Genomic DNA, 18,919 nt, shown 5'->3' with positions numbered 1-18,919 from the left:
GATCAAATCGTAGAAAAATCCGTTGATTATAAAGTAAGATTGACGCCAAACTGATATACACGGGCATGTGGAGGCATAGAGAAATCCAGTCCTTGTACAGTCGCTCCAGCCTGACTTTGTGCTACATTTACCTCCGGGTCAGGTCCGCTGTAACCTGTAAACGTCAGGAGATTCGTAGCATTGAAATATAATCCAAGCTTCTTGATGACAGTTTGCTTTCCAAGCAGAGCGGTCGGAAAAGTATAGCCTATGTTGATATATTTCAACCGGATAAAGGAAGCATCTTCCAGAAAGCGGCTGCTTTCATAATTATGATTGTAACTTCCGTCTGCGTTTTGCAACGTTGTAATACGCGGAATATCCGTCACATCACCCGGTTCCTGCCAGCTGCGAAGCATGCTGGACAACATGGACCAGGAAGTCCCTCTGCTCCCTGCGTGTTCCTGAAAATATCGATTCATGTTAAACACCTTATTTCCCTGAGAAAAGTAGAAGTTAAATGCAAATGAAAAATTCTTATAGCTCAGCTGATTGGTCAGGCTTCCGTAAAGGGCTGGCCAGGCGTCCCCTACGATCTGACGGTCATCTACCGTGATTTTTCCGTCACCGGTACGGGAGTCATCGTATACTGCATTTCCAGTCTGTGTATCTACATACAATTGTTTATACAGCCAGAATGAATACAATGGATATCCCTCTTCTATCCGTACCCAGTCTCTGTTATATTGGGTAAAGGATTTGGATAATTTCTCAACCTTATTTTTGTTGTGTGAGATATTGAATGTAGTATTCCATTGAAAATGATCATTGGTAATATTCAGGGTCTTCAGTTCTATTTCAAATCCCTTATTACTGATTTCTCCGAAATTCTGGTAAGAAGAGCTGAACCCTGTTTTTGCCGGAGTCGGCACTTCCAGCAACAGATCTTTGGTATATTTATTATAAAGATCCACATTCAGACTTACACGTCTGTCAAACAAAGAGGTTTCCAGTCCTACATTCCACTGCCGGGTAGTTTCCCATTTCAGATTTTCATTACCAAGCTGTGTAGGTGCTACCCCCGGTTTATCCAGATAGTTGTTACCGCCAGTCCAGAGCAGCTGAGAGGAGAAGTCCGGAATACCCTGATTACCGGTCCATCCGATACTACCTTTCAACTGTAACGTATTGATAAATGAAAGATTCTGACGTAAAAAATCCTCTTTCGCTATATTCCATGCTGCACCCACAGAAGGAAATGTCGCCCAGCGATTGTTGGCTCCGAATCTGGAAGATGCATCTGTACGTACATTCGCATCTAAGCTATACCGATCTTTGAATGTATAGTTGACACCTCCAAAATAGGAGATCAGCCCGTTATATAATCTTCCTGTGGCAGAAGCCGTAGTCACCGCTGCTGAAGAGATAGTTGTAAACTGCGTACTTGGATAATTGGTTCCTGTCAGCGAGGCACGGCTTATAAACCCACGTTGTAATGTATTTCCCAGGAAAACAGAAAGAAAGTGTTCTTTATCGGATAACGGAATATAATTCAGCAACTGTTCTGCTACCCATGTTGTTTCAGTCGAAAGCACATCGCGTCCGCTTCCGTTAGTAGCCAGCCCCTGATTAAGATTCGCATTGTAATAGATGACTTCATTGTAAGAATTATCATCCAGACTGAAAGACGATTTAAAACTCAGGTTTTTAAGAATATTCCATTTTGCAAATACATTACCGATCAGGTGTTTGCCATACGCATGACTATTGCTATTTTCCAGCAATACGTACGGATTATTGAATCGTTCTCCTCTGTTGTAAGTTCCGTCAGCATTAAATAATGGTGTCAAAGTGGGTGTATGCAAACCTGTGTTAGTAATACCTCCGGTATCCCCTGTCGGTACAGTCTCACGTTCAGTACTGCTGTAGGCTATACTTGTTCCTATAGAAAGAGCCGAACTGATCTGATGATCCAGGTTGGTACGGAAGGAAAGACGGTTAAAATCCTGCAACTTGAGGATAGATGGCTGTTTGGTAAATTCTCCGCTCAGAAAGAAAGAAGTCTTCTCTCCTCCACCAGCTACAGATAGGTTGTGCGTAGTCTGTACCGGATCACGAAAAATAAGACTCAACCTGTCATAAGTACCCTGATCCTCCGGATTACCGGCTCCGCCTTCACTCAGCGGGCGGTAAGGGCGTGTTTCATAACTCTTCCCATCATTGATCCACTGCTGATTCAGAATGGAAGCATGCTCCGGTCCTGTTACCAGGCTCCACACCTTAGGCGTGGTGGCCTTGCCGATTACAGAGTTAAGATTGATACGGGTAGCTGCATTGCGTTTTCCTCTTTTTGTAGTGACAATAATAACTCCGTTTGCACCACGGGAGCCATACATAGCCGTAGCATTCGCATCTTTGAATACTTCAATAGATTCGATATCTGCAGGATTGATATCGGCCAGAGGATTGATATTCTGCCCTCCTGCATTTACATTCTGCAGGGATCTGCTATTGATAAATACACCGTCAATAATGTACAGCGGATCATTATTTGCATTAATAGAAGTTGCTCCGCGCAGCCTCACTAATGCGGAACCGCCCTCGACACCGGAAGCAGAAGCAATCTGCAAACCCGGAGCAAGCCCCTGTATCTTTTCACTTAGACTAACGCCTCCCTGAAATTCCAGAGCCTTGCCTTTAACCTCGGTGATTGCACCTGTTTCGGAAGAACGACGCTTTTGCGCATACCCGACAACAACGACCTCATCCAGTTGATCCTGATTTTGAGATAAGACAATAACTGCGGGTGAAGACCGAATCACTACTGTACGCTTAGTATATCCGACTACACTGACAATTACAGTTGCTGGAAGTTTCTGGCCTGTGACCAGTTTAAAATTTCCAAGTTCATCCGTCTGTACCTGATGCGTTACAGCCTCAAGCTGTACTGTAGCTCCCGGTATAGGATTGCGTGTCAGCGAATCAATCACCTTGCCGGCGATCGAAGCATTGATCAATGGAGTAGATTGACCATATGCAGTGACATGGATTCCACAAAGGAAAACCATGCAAAGAAGTGTACTAAAAACACGGTTTCTAGTATTATTTTTCATATTTTTGATTGGTTTTAATATAAAATTTCAATAACAAGCCACAACGCCAATTGAACACTTGTTGTTGATAAGAGACCATCAGGGAGGTAGTCAATACTTCCCTGATTTTTGAATATAGCTATCCAATGATGCCTCTGAAGACACCTTAGATCATTGCCAGTAAACGATGGAAAAAGTTAGTGCATTAACACATGCACATCGGGCTGCACATTCGCAATACAGGGTTAAGGAATAACGTAGAGAATGAGGTAAAGGTTTGTGTTTTCATGTTCTTAGATAAAGGTAAATTTTAATTCATTTTGCTGTGTCTTGAAATGTTACTGAACACTGCAGGCTTGAACTACAGGAGGTCAGAAACACTGTTCAATATTTAAATAGTCATAATACAAGTACAAACATACAATAAAATCTACTAAATCAATAGACTTTATTAATTATTTTTAATTAACCCTGTTTTCAGCGGTCTTTTGAGGACTTTTAGGGATTTGAAATTTTCTTGGAATAAGCTATATCCGACCTATATTCCTTTCAGATAAAAATCCGCTGTTAAAGAGCTTTTTACAGAAATATCTGACTTTCCATTCCTAATTATTTCAAAATTAATGTTGCAACATACTCCTTAATATCATACTTTTACAGCTTTATTTAAATTAAGTCCAAATAAGAACATATTTAAAAATGTCCCTTCCCCTATCCAAACTACAAGTCAGATTTTTCAGATACAGTCTGCTTTGCTTGGTGATCTTTCAACTAAATCACACTTTTGCTCAAGCACAATCCATACAACTTCTTCTCCGGGATGAAAGTAATCGTCCGCTTCCGCATGCCACAGTATACCTCAACAAAAAAGCCACAGGATCTACTGCCCGGGACGGCTCATTTAACATTCCTGTACAATCTTCCAATACACTTCAGCTGACCATCTCTTCGCTCGGATATCAAACTTATACAGGTATTTTACGCACAGATACACTTTCGAATCCTTTTATTGTCGTATTGAAAGACAGCAGATCACTCGATGAGGTAGTTGTCACTGCAGGTAGAAAAGCAGAAAGCATAGATGAAATACCATCTTCTGTATCTATTCTGACCCGTAAGGAAATAGAGACACAGATCAATATCACGTCCAATTTAGCTTCTATACTTGGCAATACGATACCGGGATTGGGAACATCCAACAACAAATCAACTAATTCGGGACAGACTCTGCGGGGACGCGCAGTATTGGTGCTGATTGACGGGATCCCTCAGTCTACTCCATTGATGAATGGCAGTCGAGATCTCCGAACCATAGATCCAAGTGTAATCGAGCGCATTGAAGTAATCAAGGGAGCAACCTCTATATATGGTAACGGATCCGGTGGAGGTATCATTAATTACATCACCAAGAAAAACACTGATAATGTACCTTTCTCCGGACAGACATTTGCAGGAACGTCCTTCAATCCGGTACATCCGGGTCAGACGATGGGCTATCGCTTTGCACAAATGTTTTCAGGCAGGAGCAACAAATTCAGTTATACAATAAGCGGATCTGCAGATTACACAGGCCTGCAAAGGGATGGAAAAGGCCTTCCTATCGGACAGCAGGATGGCATGTCTAATTCTTATCAGTACAATGCTTTTATAAAACTGGGATACGACCTGGACAGTAATACTTCTATAAGTGCACTCTACAATCTGTACAACAGTACACAACATACACGCTATATCAATCAGGCTGGTGTATACGGAGAATCTCCTGCCATCGGTGTACGTGGAGAAGAACCCGGTGAAAATGCCGGTACTCCATACAACCACAACATTATGGTGAACCTGACAAAGCGTAATATTTTCGGGCACACGCAACTGGATCTCAGCGGATATTACAATTCATTCAGCTCCATGAACAGATATGTACCTTCGGGAACAGCATGGTACGGACCGGGGCAGACAAAGATCAACTCCGAGAAAAAAGGAGTCCGAATTAATCTCAACACTCCTTTCCGTATCGGAAATATCCCGACAGAAGTAACATATGGACTGGATTTACTGAATGATGTCACAAATCAAAACCTGACAGATGGCAGAATTTATATTCCGGATATGAATATGGTTAACTTTGCACCATACGCACAATTGAAAATGGATGTACTGGAAAACCTGATTTTTAAAGGTGGGGTACGCTACGAAAATGCAACTGTCAAGGTAAAAGATTTCAATACTATTGCAACCGGGCCTGATGGTCAGGGAAGTATAGCTGTAGCAGGAGGAAAGATCCCCTACAAAGCGACTATGTTTAATGCCGGCCTCCGCTATACGAAATATGACATCTTTAATCCTTTTGTGAGTTTCTCTCAGGGTTTTGCTATCAATGAACTCGGGCGTATACTCCGTCGTGCAAAAGCAAATACATTAGATCAGCTGGAGACAGACCCTATTATCACGAATAACTATGAGGTAGGATTTTCAAGTCAGTATAACTGGCTTCATTTATCAGCGGCCTACTACATCAGTACATCCAAACTTGGAGTCAATCTGGTAGATGTGGGTGGTTTTCTGATGGCACAACGTGAACCTGAAAATGTAAAAGGATATGAACTTGCTGCAGAAGCAAGGCTTTCACCGCAATGGACACTGGGAGCAAACTATGCTTTTGTAGAAGGGAAAGCCAAATTTGACGACGGACGTAAAGTATATCTCAACGGATCTCGTATAGCTCCTCCCAAAGCCACAGCTTATGTATATTACAGACCGGCTTCACAATGGAATCTTCAACTCTTTTGGGTACACACTGGTTCGAGAGACCGCTTCCCTCTCAATGACAAAGGAAAATATAACAACAGTGAAGGCCTGATCAAACCTGTAGATTTATTCAATCTGTCCGCAGCATACACGATCAATACCAAATGGAGTTTGGGTATGGGTGTAGAAAATCTTTTCAACACGACTTATTACCCGACAGTCAGCCAATATCGCGCCATAGACGCCGAATATGCCAGAGGGAATGGTATGCAGGCAAATATTAATGTCCATTACAAATTTTAATTATGTTGCGTTCAGCAGTTCTGTGGATACATAAATGGATGGGAATTCTTAGTGGCATAGTGGTACTCTCTTTGGGTCTTACCGGATGCCTCTATGTCTTTCAGGAAGAATTGAAACTGCTTTTCTATCCACAGAAATATTTCTTAGAAAAGAAACATAATGATGCACCTATGCCACTGAGCACGCTTATTGCCCATGCTCAGGCGGCATTACCGCCATCACACCGTATCACGCGTGCGGATCTCTATCCTGATCCGTCCCGTACCTGGGTATTCAGAGCATCCAAAACAAATGAAAATGCATTTGGGCACTGGAATTATTACAGTTACTATGACCGTGTATTTGTGAATCCCTATACCGGAGCAGTCACAGCAGTAGAAGATTCGAAGAATGAATTCTTTCAGCTGGTTCTCCAAATGCACATGAATCTCTTACTCGGAAAAAAATATGGACATCCGATAGTTGGCTATGCTACCGCAGTATTTGTACTGTTGCTGATCAGCGGACTCATTCTGTGGTGGCCGAAAAGATGGAAAGGAAAAACATTAAAACGCAGCATATGGATAGACCGGAAGGCCAAATGGAAAAGACTGAACTATGATCTCCATAATGTACTTGGGTTTTACAGTCTTTTTATCGGGCTCATAATAGGTATAACAGGATTGGTATTTGCATTTCCAGCGTTTGAGAAATCCTATGTAAACTTTTTCAATCATCTGGGGAAGAATGAAATTAAACAGAATAAGCCAACTTATCCCCTTGTGTCCGGACCACAAGCCTCAGCAATGGATAAAGCTCTCTACTTTGCAATCAAAACATATCCAACTGCGGATATGATGTCTTTGCGTCTTCGTAATGAGGCAGACAAACCCGTGGACATACAGATCCGATTACAAAAAGATAAAACAAGCAAGTTCAAATGGTATTATTTTGATGCTGTGACAGCACAGATCGTCAATATAAAGAGTGATGACAATCTCTCGGGAGGAGAGAAACTGCGCTCCATGAATTATGATCTTCATGTGGGAAGCATAGGTGGTTTGCCAACTAAAATTCTGGCCTTCTTTATTTCTCTGTTCTGCGCTTCTTTACCTGTTACAGGATATATTCTTTGGTGGCAGAAATCATCTAAATCCAACAAAAAATCCAAACGCAAAACAACGAGACACAGACAACCTGCCTGACAGTTAGCTCAGGTACTCCTTCGGTTGAGCCGGCTCAATGTTTCCCGTGATACGCCCAGGTACTGAGCAATTAATATTTTGGAGACCCGTTGGAATAATTTAGGATATTCAGACAGTAAGAGATCATACTTTTCAGCAGCAAATGTTTACTGTGGTTAAGAGAACTGTAAACAGAATAACGGATTTAAAAAAAGTCTCGTATCGTTATTCTTTCTACAAAATTCCGAATAGCTTTTCAAATCAACATGTGACCTATATCACAACTTTTGATTGCTTATTTCCAAAATTATTGACCATAAATTGAAAAATACAAAAATTTAGAGACAAATACATCAAAAAAAACTATAAACCACACAATAAACACAAAAAAACAGAATAAAAAATCATAAAAAACCAAAAACAATGGATTTTAAATTTAAAAAAACATCAATTTTTATTAAAATCAATAAAAAATTCAAAATATTATTATTTTTTTGATGTAAAATTTGCAATTTAAAATATAATTACTACCTTTACAGCTCCTCATATTACAATTTATAATTGGTTATTAAAAGGTTTTCATTCTCCCCCGTTTGAAAACCTTTTTATTTTCGAAATAAAATAGCATATCCAGTTTAAAAAATACTAAAACACTAAAAAAAGAAATAGAATATATCCAGCACACATTCATTTAGCACAAAAATTAAATCAAAATCTCATTTTTTAATCTAATTGAATACTTTTACGTTATAAATACTTACTATTTCCAGCACTTTGGCACATGAAAGTAGATAACATAGCAAATAAACTGAAGAATGCTAATCTGTTTGATAAGACTGTTATTCTCCGGCGTCATGAATTTCTCTGCTTAAAAGACGCTATTGACCAGCATATATACTGGATAGACAGTGGCGGTCTGCGTATTTTTATGATGGATGGCGAAGAAGAGCGAAATATCAGATTTGGATATTCCGATAATTTAATTGTTTCATTAGATTCATTTTTATCGGGCAATCCGACCGATTTCTATATTCAGGCAATCCGAAAAACCACAGTCAGAATAGCAAACAAATCATCTTTACAACAGTTTATACAATCTGCCCCGGATAACTTCATCCTGTGGAATCAGATATTGGAAGATTTGATATTACAACAGGTAGAACGGGAAAAGGATATTCTGATCAGTTCTCCGCGGGAGCGATACGAGCGCATATTAAAAAGAAGTCCCCGTTTATTTCAGGAGATTCCGAACAAGTACATTGCCAACTATCTGCGCATGAGTCCGGAAACATTATCCAGACTTCAGAAATCTTGATTTCAGTCAAGATTTTTTTAATCCGAAAAGAGGAGCTTTGAACAAGATATGAAAATAGAATCCTCCACATTGATTAATGATCTGATTGAGCTCACCACTCAACATATAGCATTGGCGCAACAGCTGCAAGATAATTCTCCTGAGGAACTCAACAAACGACCCTATGAGGGATCCTGGAGTACGCTGGAATGCATAGAACACCTCAACAGGTATGCAGACTTTTACCTTCCGGAAATTGAACAACGCATAAAATCCAACACTGCCCCTTCCCGAAAAATTTTTCAAAGTGGTCTGCTTGGTAATTATTTCGCTAATACTATGCTGCCCAAAAGTAAACTCAATAAGATGAAGACTTTTAAACAAATGAATCCTATCGGAAGTCAGCTTACTGCAGATGTGATCCGTATATTTATCCTGCAACAGCAGCGTCTCATCCAAATTCTGAACACTGCAAGACAAGCTGATCTTCAAAAAATAAAAACAAGCATCAGCATTTCCCGATGGATTAAGATCAGACTCGGAGACACCTTCAGGGTACTGATCTACCACAATGAAAGACATATGCAACAGATCAAAAGAATTGGGATATTGTAAAAATACTCTTTGATCTGTCAAAAATAAAAAACAGAGTCTGTTCTTCAACAGACTCTGCCTTTTTTTAATATTATAAAGAATAATCTTTACCTTTTTCTTAGTAATTATATATCGCCACTACAGGAAGGTGATCTGAAGCATAACTCCCTGTAAGTGCAACTGCTGACAATAAACTATACTGCTGAACAGCAAGCTTGTTAGACGCAACAAAATCTATTGCCTTTGTCGGATTACGTACAGGAAAAGAATTGGGACAACCATTGACACAGGACAAGGTATATTGTTTACGCAATTCGGTCAATTCTACCGAATTACTTTCAGCGTTATAATCTCCGCCAATCATAATCGGTTTATTGAGCTGCACACTCAGTTCATTGAGAAAAGTTGCCTGTGCTGTACGGTTAGGAACATTCAGATCCAGATGAGTAGACGCAAACTCCAGCGTTTTTCCATTTCCCAGATCTATTGTTGCCATTGCCACGGTTCTTTTCTCTCCGGCAGTTGGCATAGGAAGTTCTAGTCTCCTTGTGTTTGAGATCGGAAATTTACTCAATATAGCAACTCCATATTCACCTCCGTTATAATCTAATGATTTAGAAAAATAATAGTTCATATTCAATAGCTCCGCTAATTTCTTTGCCTGATCTACTTTACCTGAACGAGGCACATTGACATCCACCTCCTGCAAAGCAACGAGATCCGGATTTTTCTGTTTGATGGTGTTTGCGATATTTTCCAGATTGACAACTTCCGAGTTTTCCGGTGCTCCATGATGGATGTTATACGTGATAACCGTCAGTTTACTTTTTTCTATTTTCGGCTCTGGGATTTCCTTCTGATCGCTGGAACAGGCCAGTGATGCAATACTGACAAAGCAGGTAAGCATCAAAATTTTAAGTTTATTCATAATTATTGTTCGATTTTTAGTTTAAAAGAAGCGGTCATCGGCAGGAAAGTATTTGCAGATTTCGGAAAGGCCAGATAGTTGGACAAAGCCAGTTTCCCGCCTGCACCTTTGAAAGTGATATAATCATATATACCAGTAGGACTGGCTTTCGGTGAATTCATCGGACAGCCTGCACCCAGACAGGCAAAAGTGAATGAGCCTTTTAAGTAGCTAAGCACTTGCCCGTTCGCACTCTCCTGCTCATTAAAATTACCCACCAGGATCACAGGTTCAGTAATCTTTTCTGTCATATTCAGGAGATCTACTACCTGCAGATTTCGGTTGTTCACGACAGAAGGATCCAGCTCTGTGCCTGCAAAATAAACATCATGACCTTTCTCTACTTCTACACGGATCATCACCGCACTACGCAGTTCCGCCGTATTACCATCTTCACGTCTCAGGATTTGTGCAACCTTTTCTTTGATCGGAAATTTGGAAAGAACTGCATTCCCGAACCCTCCGGTCTGGTAATCAAAGTTCTTTTTAAAAAACACTTCCATACCCAATGAATCTGCCATAACCTGAGGTCTGTTAACCTTCTCTACCCGTGTTGTCGCACTATCTATCTGCCTCAGAAACAACAGGTCCGGATTATACTCTTTGATATAGGTGATCATGGTCGCAAAGTCAGGAATCGTACTGAGACGCATATTGACAGACATCACTTTCAATGTTTTTGTCGGAGCATTACTTCCCGAATCTATAGGATTAGGGGTTTCTTTTTCCGGCAGAATATCCCAGTCTCCTGCACTGTAGGACTTACGACAGGAAGAAAGAGAAACTAATATAAAAAGGCTAAGTAAGCCATATAATATCGTGTTGCTTTTCATATTAATAATTTGGATTTTGAACTATATTAGGATTAGCAATAATTTCATTTTCAGGTATCGGCCACAGTCCTTCACGGGATCTGTTATACTTGCGGGTCTGTACTTTTACCAGCTCCCCGGTCGTAGGGTTGGTCGCTCCGTACACCTCACCATTCAATACTTCTGTATCAATATCCCATCTTCGGATATCAAAATAACGTCCCCCTTCAAATGCAAGTTCCGACTGTCTCTCTCTTCGGATAAGCTCTCTCATCCTGGCCTGCGAATTATAAAGTCCCGTATTGATCGCAGGCATAGCTGCTCTGGAGCGCACTTCATTGATGTATTTGGTAACATCAGCATGATTCCACTCGCCCGATTCAATAAGCGCTTCCGAATAATTCAATAAAATTTCAGCGTAGCGAATGATCATAAAATCCAGACTGCCACTCTTAGACTGTCTGTCGCGGGCGTCCACATATTTCTTAATCCAGTATCCTGTAGCCGTAGACTTGGTCTCTCCTATCTTATCACTCGGGTTATAAAACGGATCTAACGTATACTGCCCCTGAAAACTTTCATACGGCACAAATACAGAAGCACGCAACCTCGGATCTCTGTTATTATTAAAATTCGGATTCTTCTGATAGACCAGCATAGAATCACGACCTAATTCCTGAATAGTCTTTCCTTGTCTGGTCTCGTAGTTATCTATCACTTTATTTGTAGGTGAAAGATAGGTCTCACCCCCTATACCAAAAGGAGCAAATGTAGTCCATGCATTGCTGCATCCGTTCTCCTTAAAGAATATACGTTCATCATTAAGTTCGCCCGCATAGCTAAACAATTCACTATAGCTTGCCGATCTGTTTGTGTTATTAATCCAGAGCTTATAAACGCCCGATTCAATTACTTTTTTGGATGCTGTCTTTGCCAGTTCAAAATCCTTTTTGATCAACCCCAATCTGGAGAGCAGAGACCAGCAGACACCACTCGTCATACGCCAGCGGTCGGCATTGACATAAGAGGAAGGCAAATTTTCGGCACAGTATTTCAATTCACTGACGACAAATTCATAAACCTTTTGTTCTGCTGTACGGGGTTGGGTATTTTCTTCGGGAGTAAGCGAACGCTCCAGTAACGGAATATCTCCGAAAAGCAGCATCAGTTCCATATGATAATAAGCTCTCAGCGCTCTTGCTTCCAGTTTCATTCTATCTTTCAGTGTAGCGTCCATATATACACGGTCTACATTTTCAAGAAACCGATTTGCTCTTCTCACACAGATGTAGTCATCCTGCCAGATAGAATTGGCCACTCCCCATCTGCTGGTTGCCAGTCCACGGGTAAAACTGTCGTAATCTCCTTTAAAATCACCCCGATGCACGGCTTCATCCGTCAGACCGGCATAGTACATAATATTACGTCCGGATGATCCTCCCGGAATACCGACATATACGGAAGCTATAGCATTGTACGCATCGGTTTCTGTATTCCACCATTGCTCATCCGTCACACCCGTAGGGCTATCAATGGTCAGAAAACTTTCGCATGAAGCCTGCATCAAAGATAGAGACAACATGCTGTAAACTAAATATTTAATATTATTTTTCATTTCAGGTTTTCAGATTAAAAATTAACAGTTAGACCCAGAGAAAATGTTTTCATAATAGCATAGGTATAAGAACCTCCCTGAGATTCGGGATCCGCCATTTTTACATCTGTAAAAATAAACGGGTTCTGCACGTTCATATAGATACGGCTCGATTTGATACCATATTTATTCATAAAAGCAGGATTCAGTCTGTAACCTAGCTGAATGAATTTGACACGCATATACCGCGCATTGAATAACCAGAAATCACTGCGTAACACATTCGTAGCCGGATTGGCTAACAAACGCGGAAAGATGGCATCCTGATTATTTTCGCGCCAGGTATTGGCGGCTCTGTACGTTGTAGGAACCCCTCCGGAAGCACTCATATTAAGAGGATGCCATAAATATCCGGCAGACTTCCCTCCCAGATTGCCGGAATAATCATGATCACCGGTACCCTGTAGCAGAAATTCCAGATCCAGATTTTTATACCGGAAATTAAAATTTGCAAAATAATTGATACGCGGTGTCGGATCACCTATAATCTGCTGATCATTCTCATCGATGATACCATCACCGTTAAGATCAATATACTTGATATCTCCAGGTCCCTGCCCGGCAACAACAGGCACTTTGGCTGTTGTCTTGTCTGCTTCAAAGTCTGAATACTGTAGAATTCCATTGGAAGCATAGCCGTAATAACTTTTGATACTGGATCCTTTTTCATTGATCTCTATACCGCTGATATAAGGTCCGCCCAGCAGATCAGTGATCTTATTTTTATTATACGTAATACCGGGGCGGACTGAAAAGTCAAAATCCTGACTTAGCTTACCGTTATAATTCAATGAAAGCTCTAACCCCTTATTCGTTACCTCACCGGCATTCAGCGGAGCAGAACCTATAGCTCCTGAAGGTGCTACGGAAGGATACAGGATAACATCTGAAGTTTTCTTGTCGTAGTAATCAAAAGTCAGGCTTAGTTTATTCTGAAACAAAGCCATATCCAGACCGATATCCAGAATATTTACTTTCTCCCATGAAATATCCGGATTACCCCATACACTTTCTGTTCCGTTGCTGGTATTGATCAGGTTCTGATAGCGGTACAGCCCTATATTCTCGTTCCCAAGCTGACCATAAGAAGCTCTGATTTTAAAATTGCTGATCGCCTCTACATTGAAAAACGATTCATTGTGCACATTCCAGCCGAATGCAACAGAAGGGAAATAACCGTATTTATTTTTAGGACCGAATTTGGATGAGCCGTCTGCACGGAAAGAGGCTTCCAGCAGATAGCGATCTGCATAAGCATAGTTGACTTTAGCATAAGAAGATACCAAAGCTGAAGAATTCCAGTATCCGTTGTTGAATTTTTCCATAGAAAAACCACCCATCGCAAAAAGATTGTGTTTACCAAAATTTTTACTGTAATCTACGGCACCACTGAGGTAATAATAGGTGTCCCGTACTTCAGAATACGCATCACGCTGAACAGCCCAGGTCTGTACAAGTTGCTTGGTATAGTAATCAAAGAAATAATAATTATCCCTGTTTTGTTTATATACATCACTGTTGAGCCGGTAGCTGAATTGTCCCCTGATATTCAGATCATTAGTAATAGACCATTTAGGCTGAAGGTTGATCGTAGCCTGATCATACTGATAACCTATACTTCCCCCTACTTCCGAATAAGCTATCGGATTGACAATATCCGCATAGCGTCCATAAATAGTTGGCCAGCCTTCTTCCTGAGGATATTTAGGCAAGACTGTCGGCGGAAGTCTGTACAGATCATCCAGCAAACGGCTGCCCCCGTTCGAAATAGGCCGGTTAGGATACATCGTATTCCGACGGATCCCCAACACATCCAGATTAATAAGAAATCTTTTGGACAAGGATACAGACGTATTGGCACGTATATTAAAGCGGTCCATCTTATTCTGTGGGATCATCCCTTGCTGATTCATATAATTACCTGTCACCGCAAATCTTGCTACATCATTTCCTCCACTCACGGAGAGTGAATGTGACGTCAGCGGCGAATATTCATCTATCAGCTCCTTTGTCCAGTTGGTATTCGGATAATTGACGGGATCATCTCCGGCTTCTGTCTTCGCAATCTGATCGTCAGAATAAAATACCTGTCCGCCAGAGGCCACCTGTGCGTAGTTATACATGCGCATGTAGGTCGGAGCATCGACAAATTCAGGCAATACTGTTGGTGTCTGCATCCCCAGGTATCCGTCATATAAAATATTGATCTGACCAGCCTTACCCCGTTTGGTCGTTACCAGAATAACACCATTGGCTGCTCTTGCTCCATATATAGCTGCCGCCGCAGCATCTTTCAGAATAGTTACACTTTCAATAGTTACCGGATCGATATGGTTCATATCCATAGGCACTCCATCGACCAGCACCAGCGGATCGGAGTTATTCAAAGTAGAGATACCTCTGATCTTTATACTGGCTGCATCTCCTCCCGGAAGACCGGATCCTTGTTGGACCTGCAGCCCTGTCACACCACCTTGTAACGACTGAGAAAGATTGGTAATGGGCTTACCTTCAATACTGGACTTGATATCCAGGCTGGCGACAGAACTTGCAATATGCTTGCGCTGCATTTCTGTCATTCCCACCACCACTACTTCTTCCAGATCCGAGACATTCTCCGATAGAGAAATGGTCAGGTTATTTTCAGTCTTGTTGACAGGAACCTGTTTGCTATGGTATCCCACCATACTGAAGACTAAGGTCGCACCTTTAGGTACTTCCAGTTCATAGTATCCACCTTCATCGGTATGCACACCTTGACTTCCACCCAATACAGCGACAGAGACGGATGACAGGGCCTGCGGAGGTTCTCCGCTGTTAAATACACGGCCTTTGATCCGGATCATTTCTTGCGGCCGGCTTTCGGTTGCTACGGTGCGGTTTACAGCAGACGGAACCAGTGTAATCTGATTGCCACTGATTGTATAATCCAGGCCGTACTTGGGTAGTTCCCGTTTCAGGAGCTCCCGCAGATCTACCTGATTCGCCTGTACAGATATCCGCTTATTTTCGATAAGGTGATCGTTGTAGAGTAAAGCCACATTAGTCTGATCCTGAATAGATTGCAGAAAGACTTTAAAGGTAACATTACTCAGTTTTAAAGACACCCGCTGTGAATAGGCATTAGCGGCAAATGTCATAAAAAGTAAAGTAGTCAAGAGGGAGGTAACTTTCATATAATAGTAGAATTTGACATCAAAATGCCTCCACCCGGCCATTTGTTGCCAGGATTGCTTTTTTTTCATAATTTTAGTACGATTTTAACTGTTTAAGATCAATAAATATGATAAGGGGGAGTAGCAGCTCCTCCTTATTCTTCTTATTTAGTAGATTTAGGTTTTCTTATAGTCACCTCCTTTTCTTTTAATATTATCTGATAATCTCTGAGTTCGTAAATATTCTTCAATACAGCAACCACATCTTCCCGTAAATCCAGACGCCCGGAGTATGAAAGATCTATATTGTCCAGTATAGGATCAGCATCTATAGATACATTATACAGACGTTCTATTTTCCGGAAGAGATCCTGAAGTCTGATCTTGTTCAGTGATATTTGTTTTTTGGTCCAGAGAATATCCTGCGCCACACCTGATTTATCAATCACCACACGGCTTGGATTTTCATATGCAGCAATCCGCTGTCCCGGACTCATAGCTATTTTTTCAAAACCTTTGTTATTACTGTGAAACAAGACCTTTCCGGTGATCAGCTCCACAGTAGTCTGCTGATCTCGCTCATAACTATTTATGTTAAATGAAGTACCCACGACTTCTACCGTATGTGCTTTCATCTGCACAAAAAATGGTTTTCCTGTATGTGTCACATCAAAATAGGCTTCCCCGTTAAGGTAAACCCGACGTTCTTTACCGCTCATATTCTTATCCATTGTGAGGTAAGACCCGGCATTCAGCCAGACTTTGGTACCATCTGTCAATGTTACTTCCTGCCGGTGTCCGTTCGGAACATAAATCGTAGTGTAAGAAGCTGCTGACTCATCAGACAAATCCAGCATACTATCTGCTGCATAGGAAACATCTCCGGAAAGTAAACCGGCATCATTGGTAATGGGTGAAATGAAAATTTTAGATTTGACAATCTGAATCTGATCTGCAGACTCAAATTGCTTCTGATTAAATTCTGCAACCTTAGAGAGGTCGAACGAGCTGTCATTCGCCCGGGGATAGAAAATAAAAAGTGATCCGATTAATAAGACACAGGCTGCAGTGAGCATCAAGTATACCGAACGATGTCTCTTTTGCCGTCCGCGACGGATTACAGATGCCATTAATTCTGCTCTTTCCGGATCTGTTAGCTGTTCGCTTTCCGGCAGATCAAATATTTTCTTTAACTGATTTCTATGCTTTTCCAAATGCTGTATTTCCCCCCTTTATATACAAAGAGCAAAAAAGTACAGCTGCATAGACATTTTATTTTAAAAGTTTTCAGGAAAAAGCTGTATCGGTTGAATACTAAGCTTTTATAGAGATTATCAAAAAAGTCAGGTAACGATTTAGTAACGGTGCTTATTGCTTTGCTTTTCAACGTGTTTCCGTTAGCTCATAGCAAATATACAAATTTTTGAGTAATGAGTATATCACTGTTGTTGTATAGTGTAATACGATTTGTGTTACTTATTACCTTTCTTTACAACAGTCATATAGTGATTCTTTACCGTGATTTTTATGTTGTTTTTGTTTAAATCATTTTTAGGCATAACGAATTTAGGAGCTGTATTTTCAGCTCTTGTTAATCCGTTTTTATTATATTTTATTGCCTTGATTTTCACAATTTCAATGCCTGCTTGATTTTAGATAAAACGTTAGAAGTGGTCAAATTATTGTGACAATGAGCCGTTTCACGTTGTTCCCTAGCAGTAGAATTATTTACTTTTGTGGTAAGTATACTAATGTTTCTTGGGTTTGTCAAATCTACCACAACTTTATATGTATGGTTTCCATTATCTCGCTCCCAATGGTGAGATGTTGACGTTTGATTAAATCTCCAATCTAAATTTTCATCTATATCACTTAATTCATTTATTAATTCCAGAACAGTCTGATGTCTATCTACAATATTTACATTCATAGCTTTATTGACAACTCGTTGCAACTTTAAAGGGATATGCGGAAGATAATCTGCTCTATTAGGAAACGTTCCTGTAGTTATTGCATCTATGTAATCTGATTGATTACTAAAGCTATGCAATTGGCGATGAAAATATTCTTCTCCATTTAGTAATCTATATATAGTTAGTCCTGCTAAATAAATATCAAAATGAATAGTTTTATCCGAACTTGTAAAAGTTTCGGGAGGTACTTGTTTTTCATAAATTAATTCAGGTGAAGCAAAACCGAAGCTATTCATTGCTTTTGTCAATCCAAAATCAGACAAATGAGCTTCATCGCTATCGGAAATCAAAATATTATCAGGTTTAACGTCAAAATGAATTAACCCTTTTGAATGAATATGGTGTAATCCTGATAAGAACTGTATTGAATAACGAATAATTTCTCTAATTGTTAGGTTTTTTGTGGCAATAAGTGATTTAAGCGATCCATTCTTATAATATGGCATAGCTATATAAATATGGTCAGCATCTGAACAACCATAATTGACTTTTACAACATTACTATGTGAGGATGCGTAAAGCTTTTTCGCTTCTTCGTAATACTCCGTGGGATTAACAATTTTACTTTTATCAATTTTTTTAACAACAATTTCTCCGTCAAGTTGTTTGTCATGTGCTAAAAATACCTGTGAGTTTTTCCCTTCCTGACCTATCTCTTTTGTCGTTTCAAAATTTAGCTCCGTTGTATGTAGTCCTAATGGCATAATTTAAATATTTAAAGCACTAATTGCTGACATCAAACTCTCTCTTTGTTCTAATGAAAAACTTTGCCAGTTTTCTATTCCCATAAAATTATCTTTTCCCTCGGCAAATGGTTTGAAAGTGGCTCTTTCTATTCCAAGGTTGGCACTTATACTGGAAATTTGACCAACATAATATTTAACAATAGTTGAACTTGCAAATAATTCTTGAATAACCCCCTCTATATAAATTCTTGTAATATTTATTGATTGGGCATTTGATTCAGTAATTCGAATACAAGCATTGGTAATGCTAAATTCATTAATTATGTCACAAAGTGTATTTCTTAAAAATTTCAATTGTTCTGGAATATTTAGCGCTTTAGGATTGTTTATTTTATCCACCAATGTAATTTCCAATTCTTCATTTTCGTATGTGACAACTGAAAAGTACACAGTAGAAGGCGTTACCCTAATTCCTATTGATTTTCTCATAATTAATTGACTT

General features: G+C 40.2%; 12 protein-coding genes. 4 read left to right on the top strand and 8 right to left on the bottom strand.

Annotated elements, in window-relative coordinates:
* Positions 1 to 26: 26 nt before the first annotated feature.
* A complete protein-coding gene (locus tag B4B65_RS16115; protein WP_293916888.1) occupies positions 27 to 3,092 on the bottom strand; it encodes a SusC/RagA family TonB-linked outer membrane protein in 3,066 nt (1,021 codons plus the stop codon).
* Between the two features lie 678 nt (positions 3,093 to 3,770).
* Here B4B65_RS16115 and B4B65_RS16110 point away from each other — a divergent pair.
* The 4 genes from B4B65_RS16110 to B4B65_RS16090 all read left to right on the top strand — a co-directional run bounded on the left by B4B65_RS16110 (position 3,771) and on the right by B4B65_RS16090 (position 9,191).
* Complete coding sequence (locus B4B65_RS16110) at positions 3,771 to 6,119, top strand: TonB-dependent receptor (protein ID WP_293916886.1); 2,349 nt, start codon at positions 3,771 to 3,773, stop codon at positions 6,117 to 6,119.
* Positions 6,120 to 6,121: 2 nt separating this feature from the next.
* A complete protein-coding gene (locus tag B4B65_RS16105; RefSeq protein WP_293916883.1) occupies positions 6,122 to 7,303 on the top strand; it encodes a PepSY-associated TM helix domain-containing protein in 1,182 nt (393 codons plus the stop codon).
* A 760-nt stretch (positions 7,304 to 8,063) separates the two neighbouring features.
* On the top strand, positions 8,064 to 8,597 hold the full coding sequence (locus tag B4B65_RS16095) for a Crp/Fnr family transcriptional regulator (protein WP_201679940.1): 534 nt from the start codon (positions 8,064 to 8,066) through the stop codon (positions 8,595 to 8,597).
* A 48-nt stretch (positions 8,598 to 8,645) separates the two neighbouring features.
* Positions 8,646 to 9,191 carry a DinB family protein gene (locus B4B65_RS16090; RefSeq protein WP_293916880.1) on the top strand — a complete coding sequence of 182 codons (546 nt, stop codon included), beginning with the start codon at positions 8,646 to 8,648 and terminating at the stop codon, positions 9,189 to 9,191.
* A gap of 97 nt (positions 9,192 to 9,288) precedes the next feature.
* On the opposite strand, the gene B4B65_RS16085 is transcribed toward B4B65_RS16090, so the two are convergent.
* The 7 genes from B4B65_RS16085 to B4B65_RS16055 all read right to left on the bottom strand — a co-directional run bounded on the left by B4B65_RS16085 (position 9,289) and on the right by B4B65_RS16055 (position 18,906).
* Positions 9,289 to 10,098, bottom strand: a complete 810-nt coding sequence (locus B4B65_RS16085; protein ID WP_293916878.1) for an endonuclease/exonuclease/phosphatase family protein — start codon at positions 10,096 to 10,098, stop codon at positions 9,289 to 9,291.
* A gap of 2 nt (positions 10,099 to 10,100) precedes the next feature.
* Positions 10,101 to 10,970, bottom strand: coding sequence for an endonuclease/exonuclease/phosphatase family protein (locus tag B4B65_RS16080; protein WP_293916876.1), 870 nt, complete (start codon positions 10,968 to 10,970; stop codon positions 10,101 to 10,103).
* A gap of 1 nt (position 10,971) precedes the next feature.
* Positions 10,972 to 12,564: a RagB/SusD family nutrient uptake outer membrane protein gene (locus tag B4B65_RS16075; RefSeq protein ID WP_293916874.1), complete on the bottom strand. Its 1,593-nt coding sequence runs from the start codon at positions 12,562 to 12,564 to the stop codon at positions 10,972 to 10,974.
* Between the two features lie 14 nt (positions 12,565 to 12,578).
* Positions 12,579 to 15,848 (bottom strand): TonB-dependent receptor, encoded by a 3,270-nt coding sequence (locus tag B4B65_RS16070; protein WP_293916873.1) that lies wholly within the window; start codon positions 15,846 to 15,848, stop codon positions 12,579 to 12,581.
* A gap of 74 nt (positions 15,849 to 15,922) precedes the next feature.
* On the bottom strand, positions 15,923 to 16,972 hold the full coding sequence (locus tag B4B65_RS16065; RefSeq protein ID WP_293916871.1) for a FecR family protein: 1,050 nt from the start codon (positions 16,970 to 16,972) through the stop codon (positions 15,923 to 15,925).
* Positions 16,973 to 17,385: 413 nt separating this feature from the next.
* Complete coding sequence (locus B4B65_RS16060; protein WP_293916869.1) at positions 17,386 to 18,435, bottom strand: serine/threonine-protein kinase; 1,050 nt, start codon at positions 18,433 to 18,435, stop codon at positions 17,386 to 17,388.
* 3 nt (positions 18,436 to 18,438) lie between these two features.
* Positions 18,439 to 18,906, bottom strand: coding sequence for a hypothetical protein (locus B4B65_RS16055; protein WP_078679694.1), 468 nt, complete (start codon positions 18,904 to 18,906; stop codon positions 18,439 to 18,441).
* Positions 18,907 to 18,919 lie beyond the last annotated feature (13 nt).

Source organism: Sphingobacterium sp. UBA5789, assembly GCF_002418355.1.
Classification (GTDB): Bacteria; Bacteroidota; Bacteroidia; order Sphingobacteriales; family Sphingobacteriaceae; genus Sphingobacterium.
This window is presented reverse-complemented; position numbering and strand designations above follow the sequence as displayed.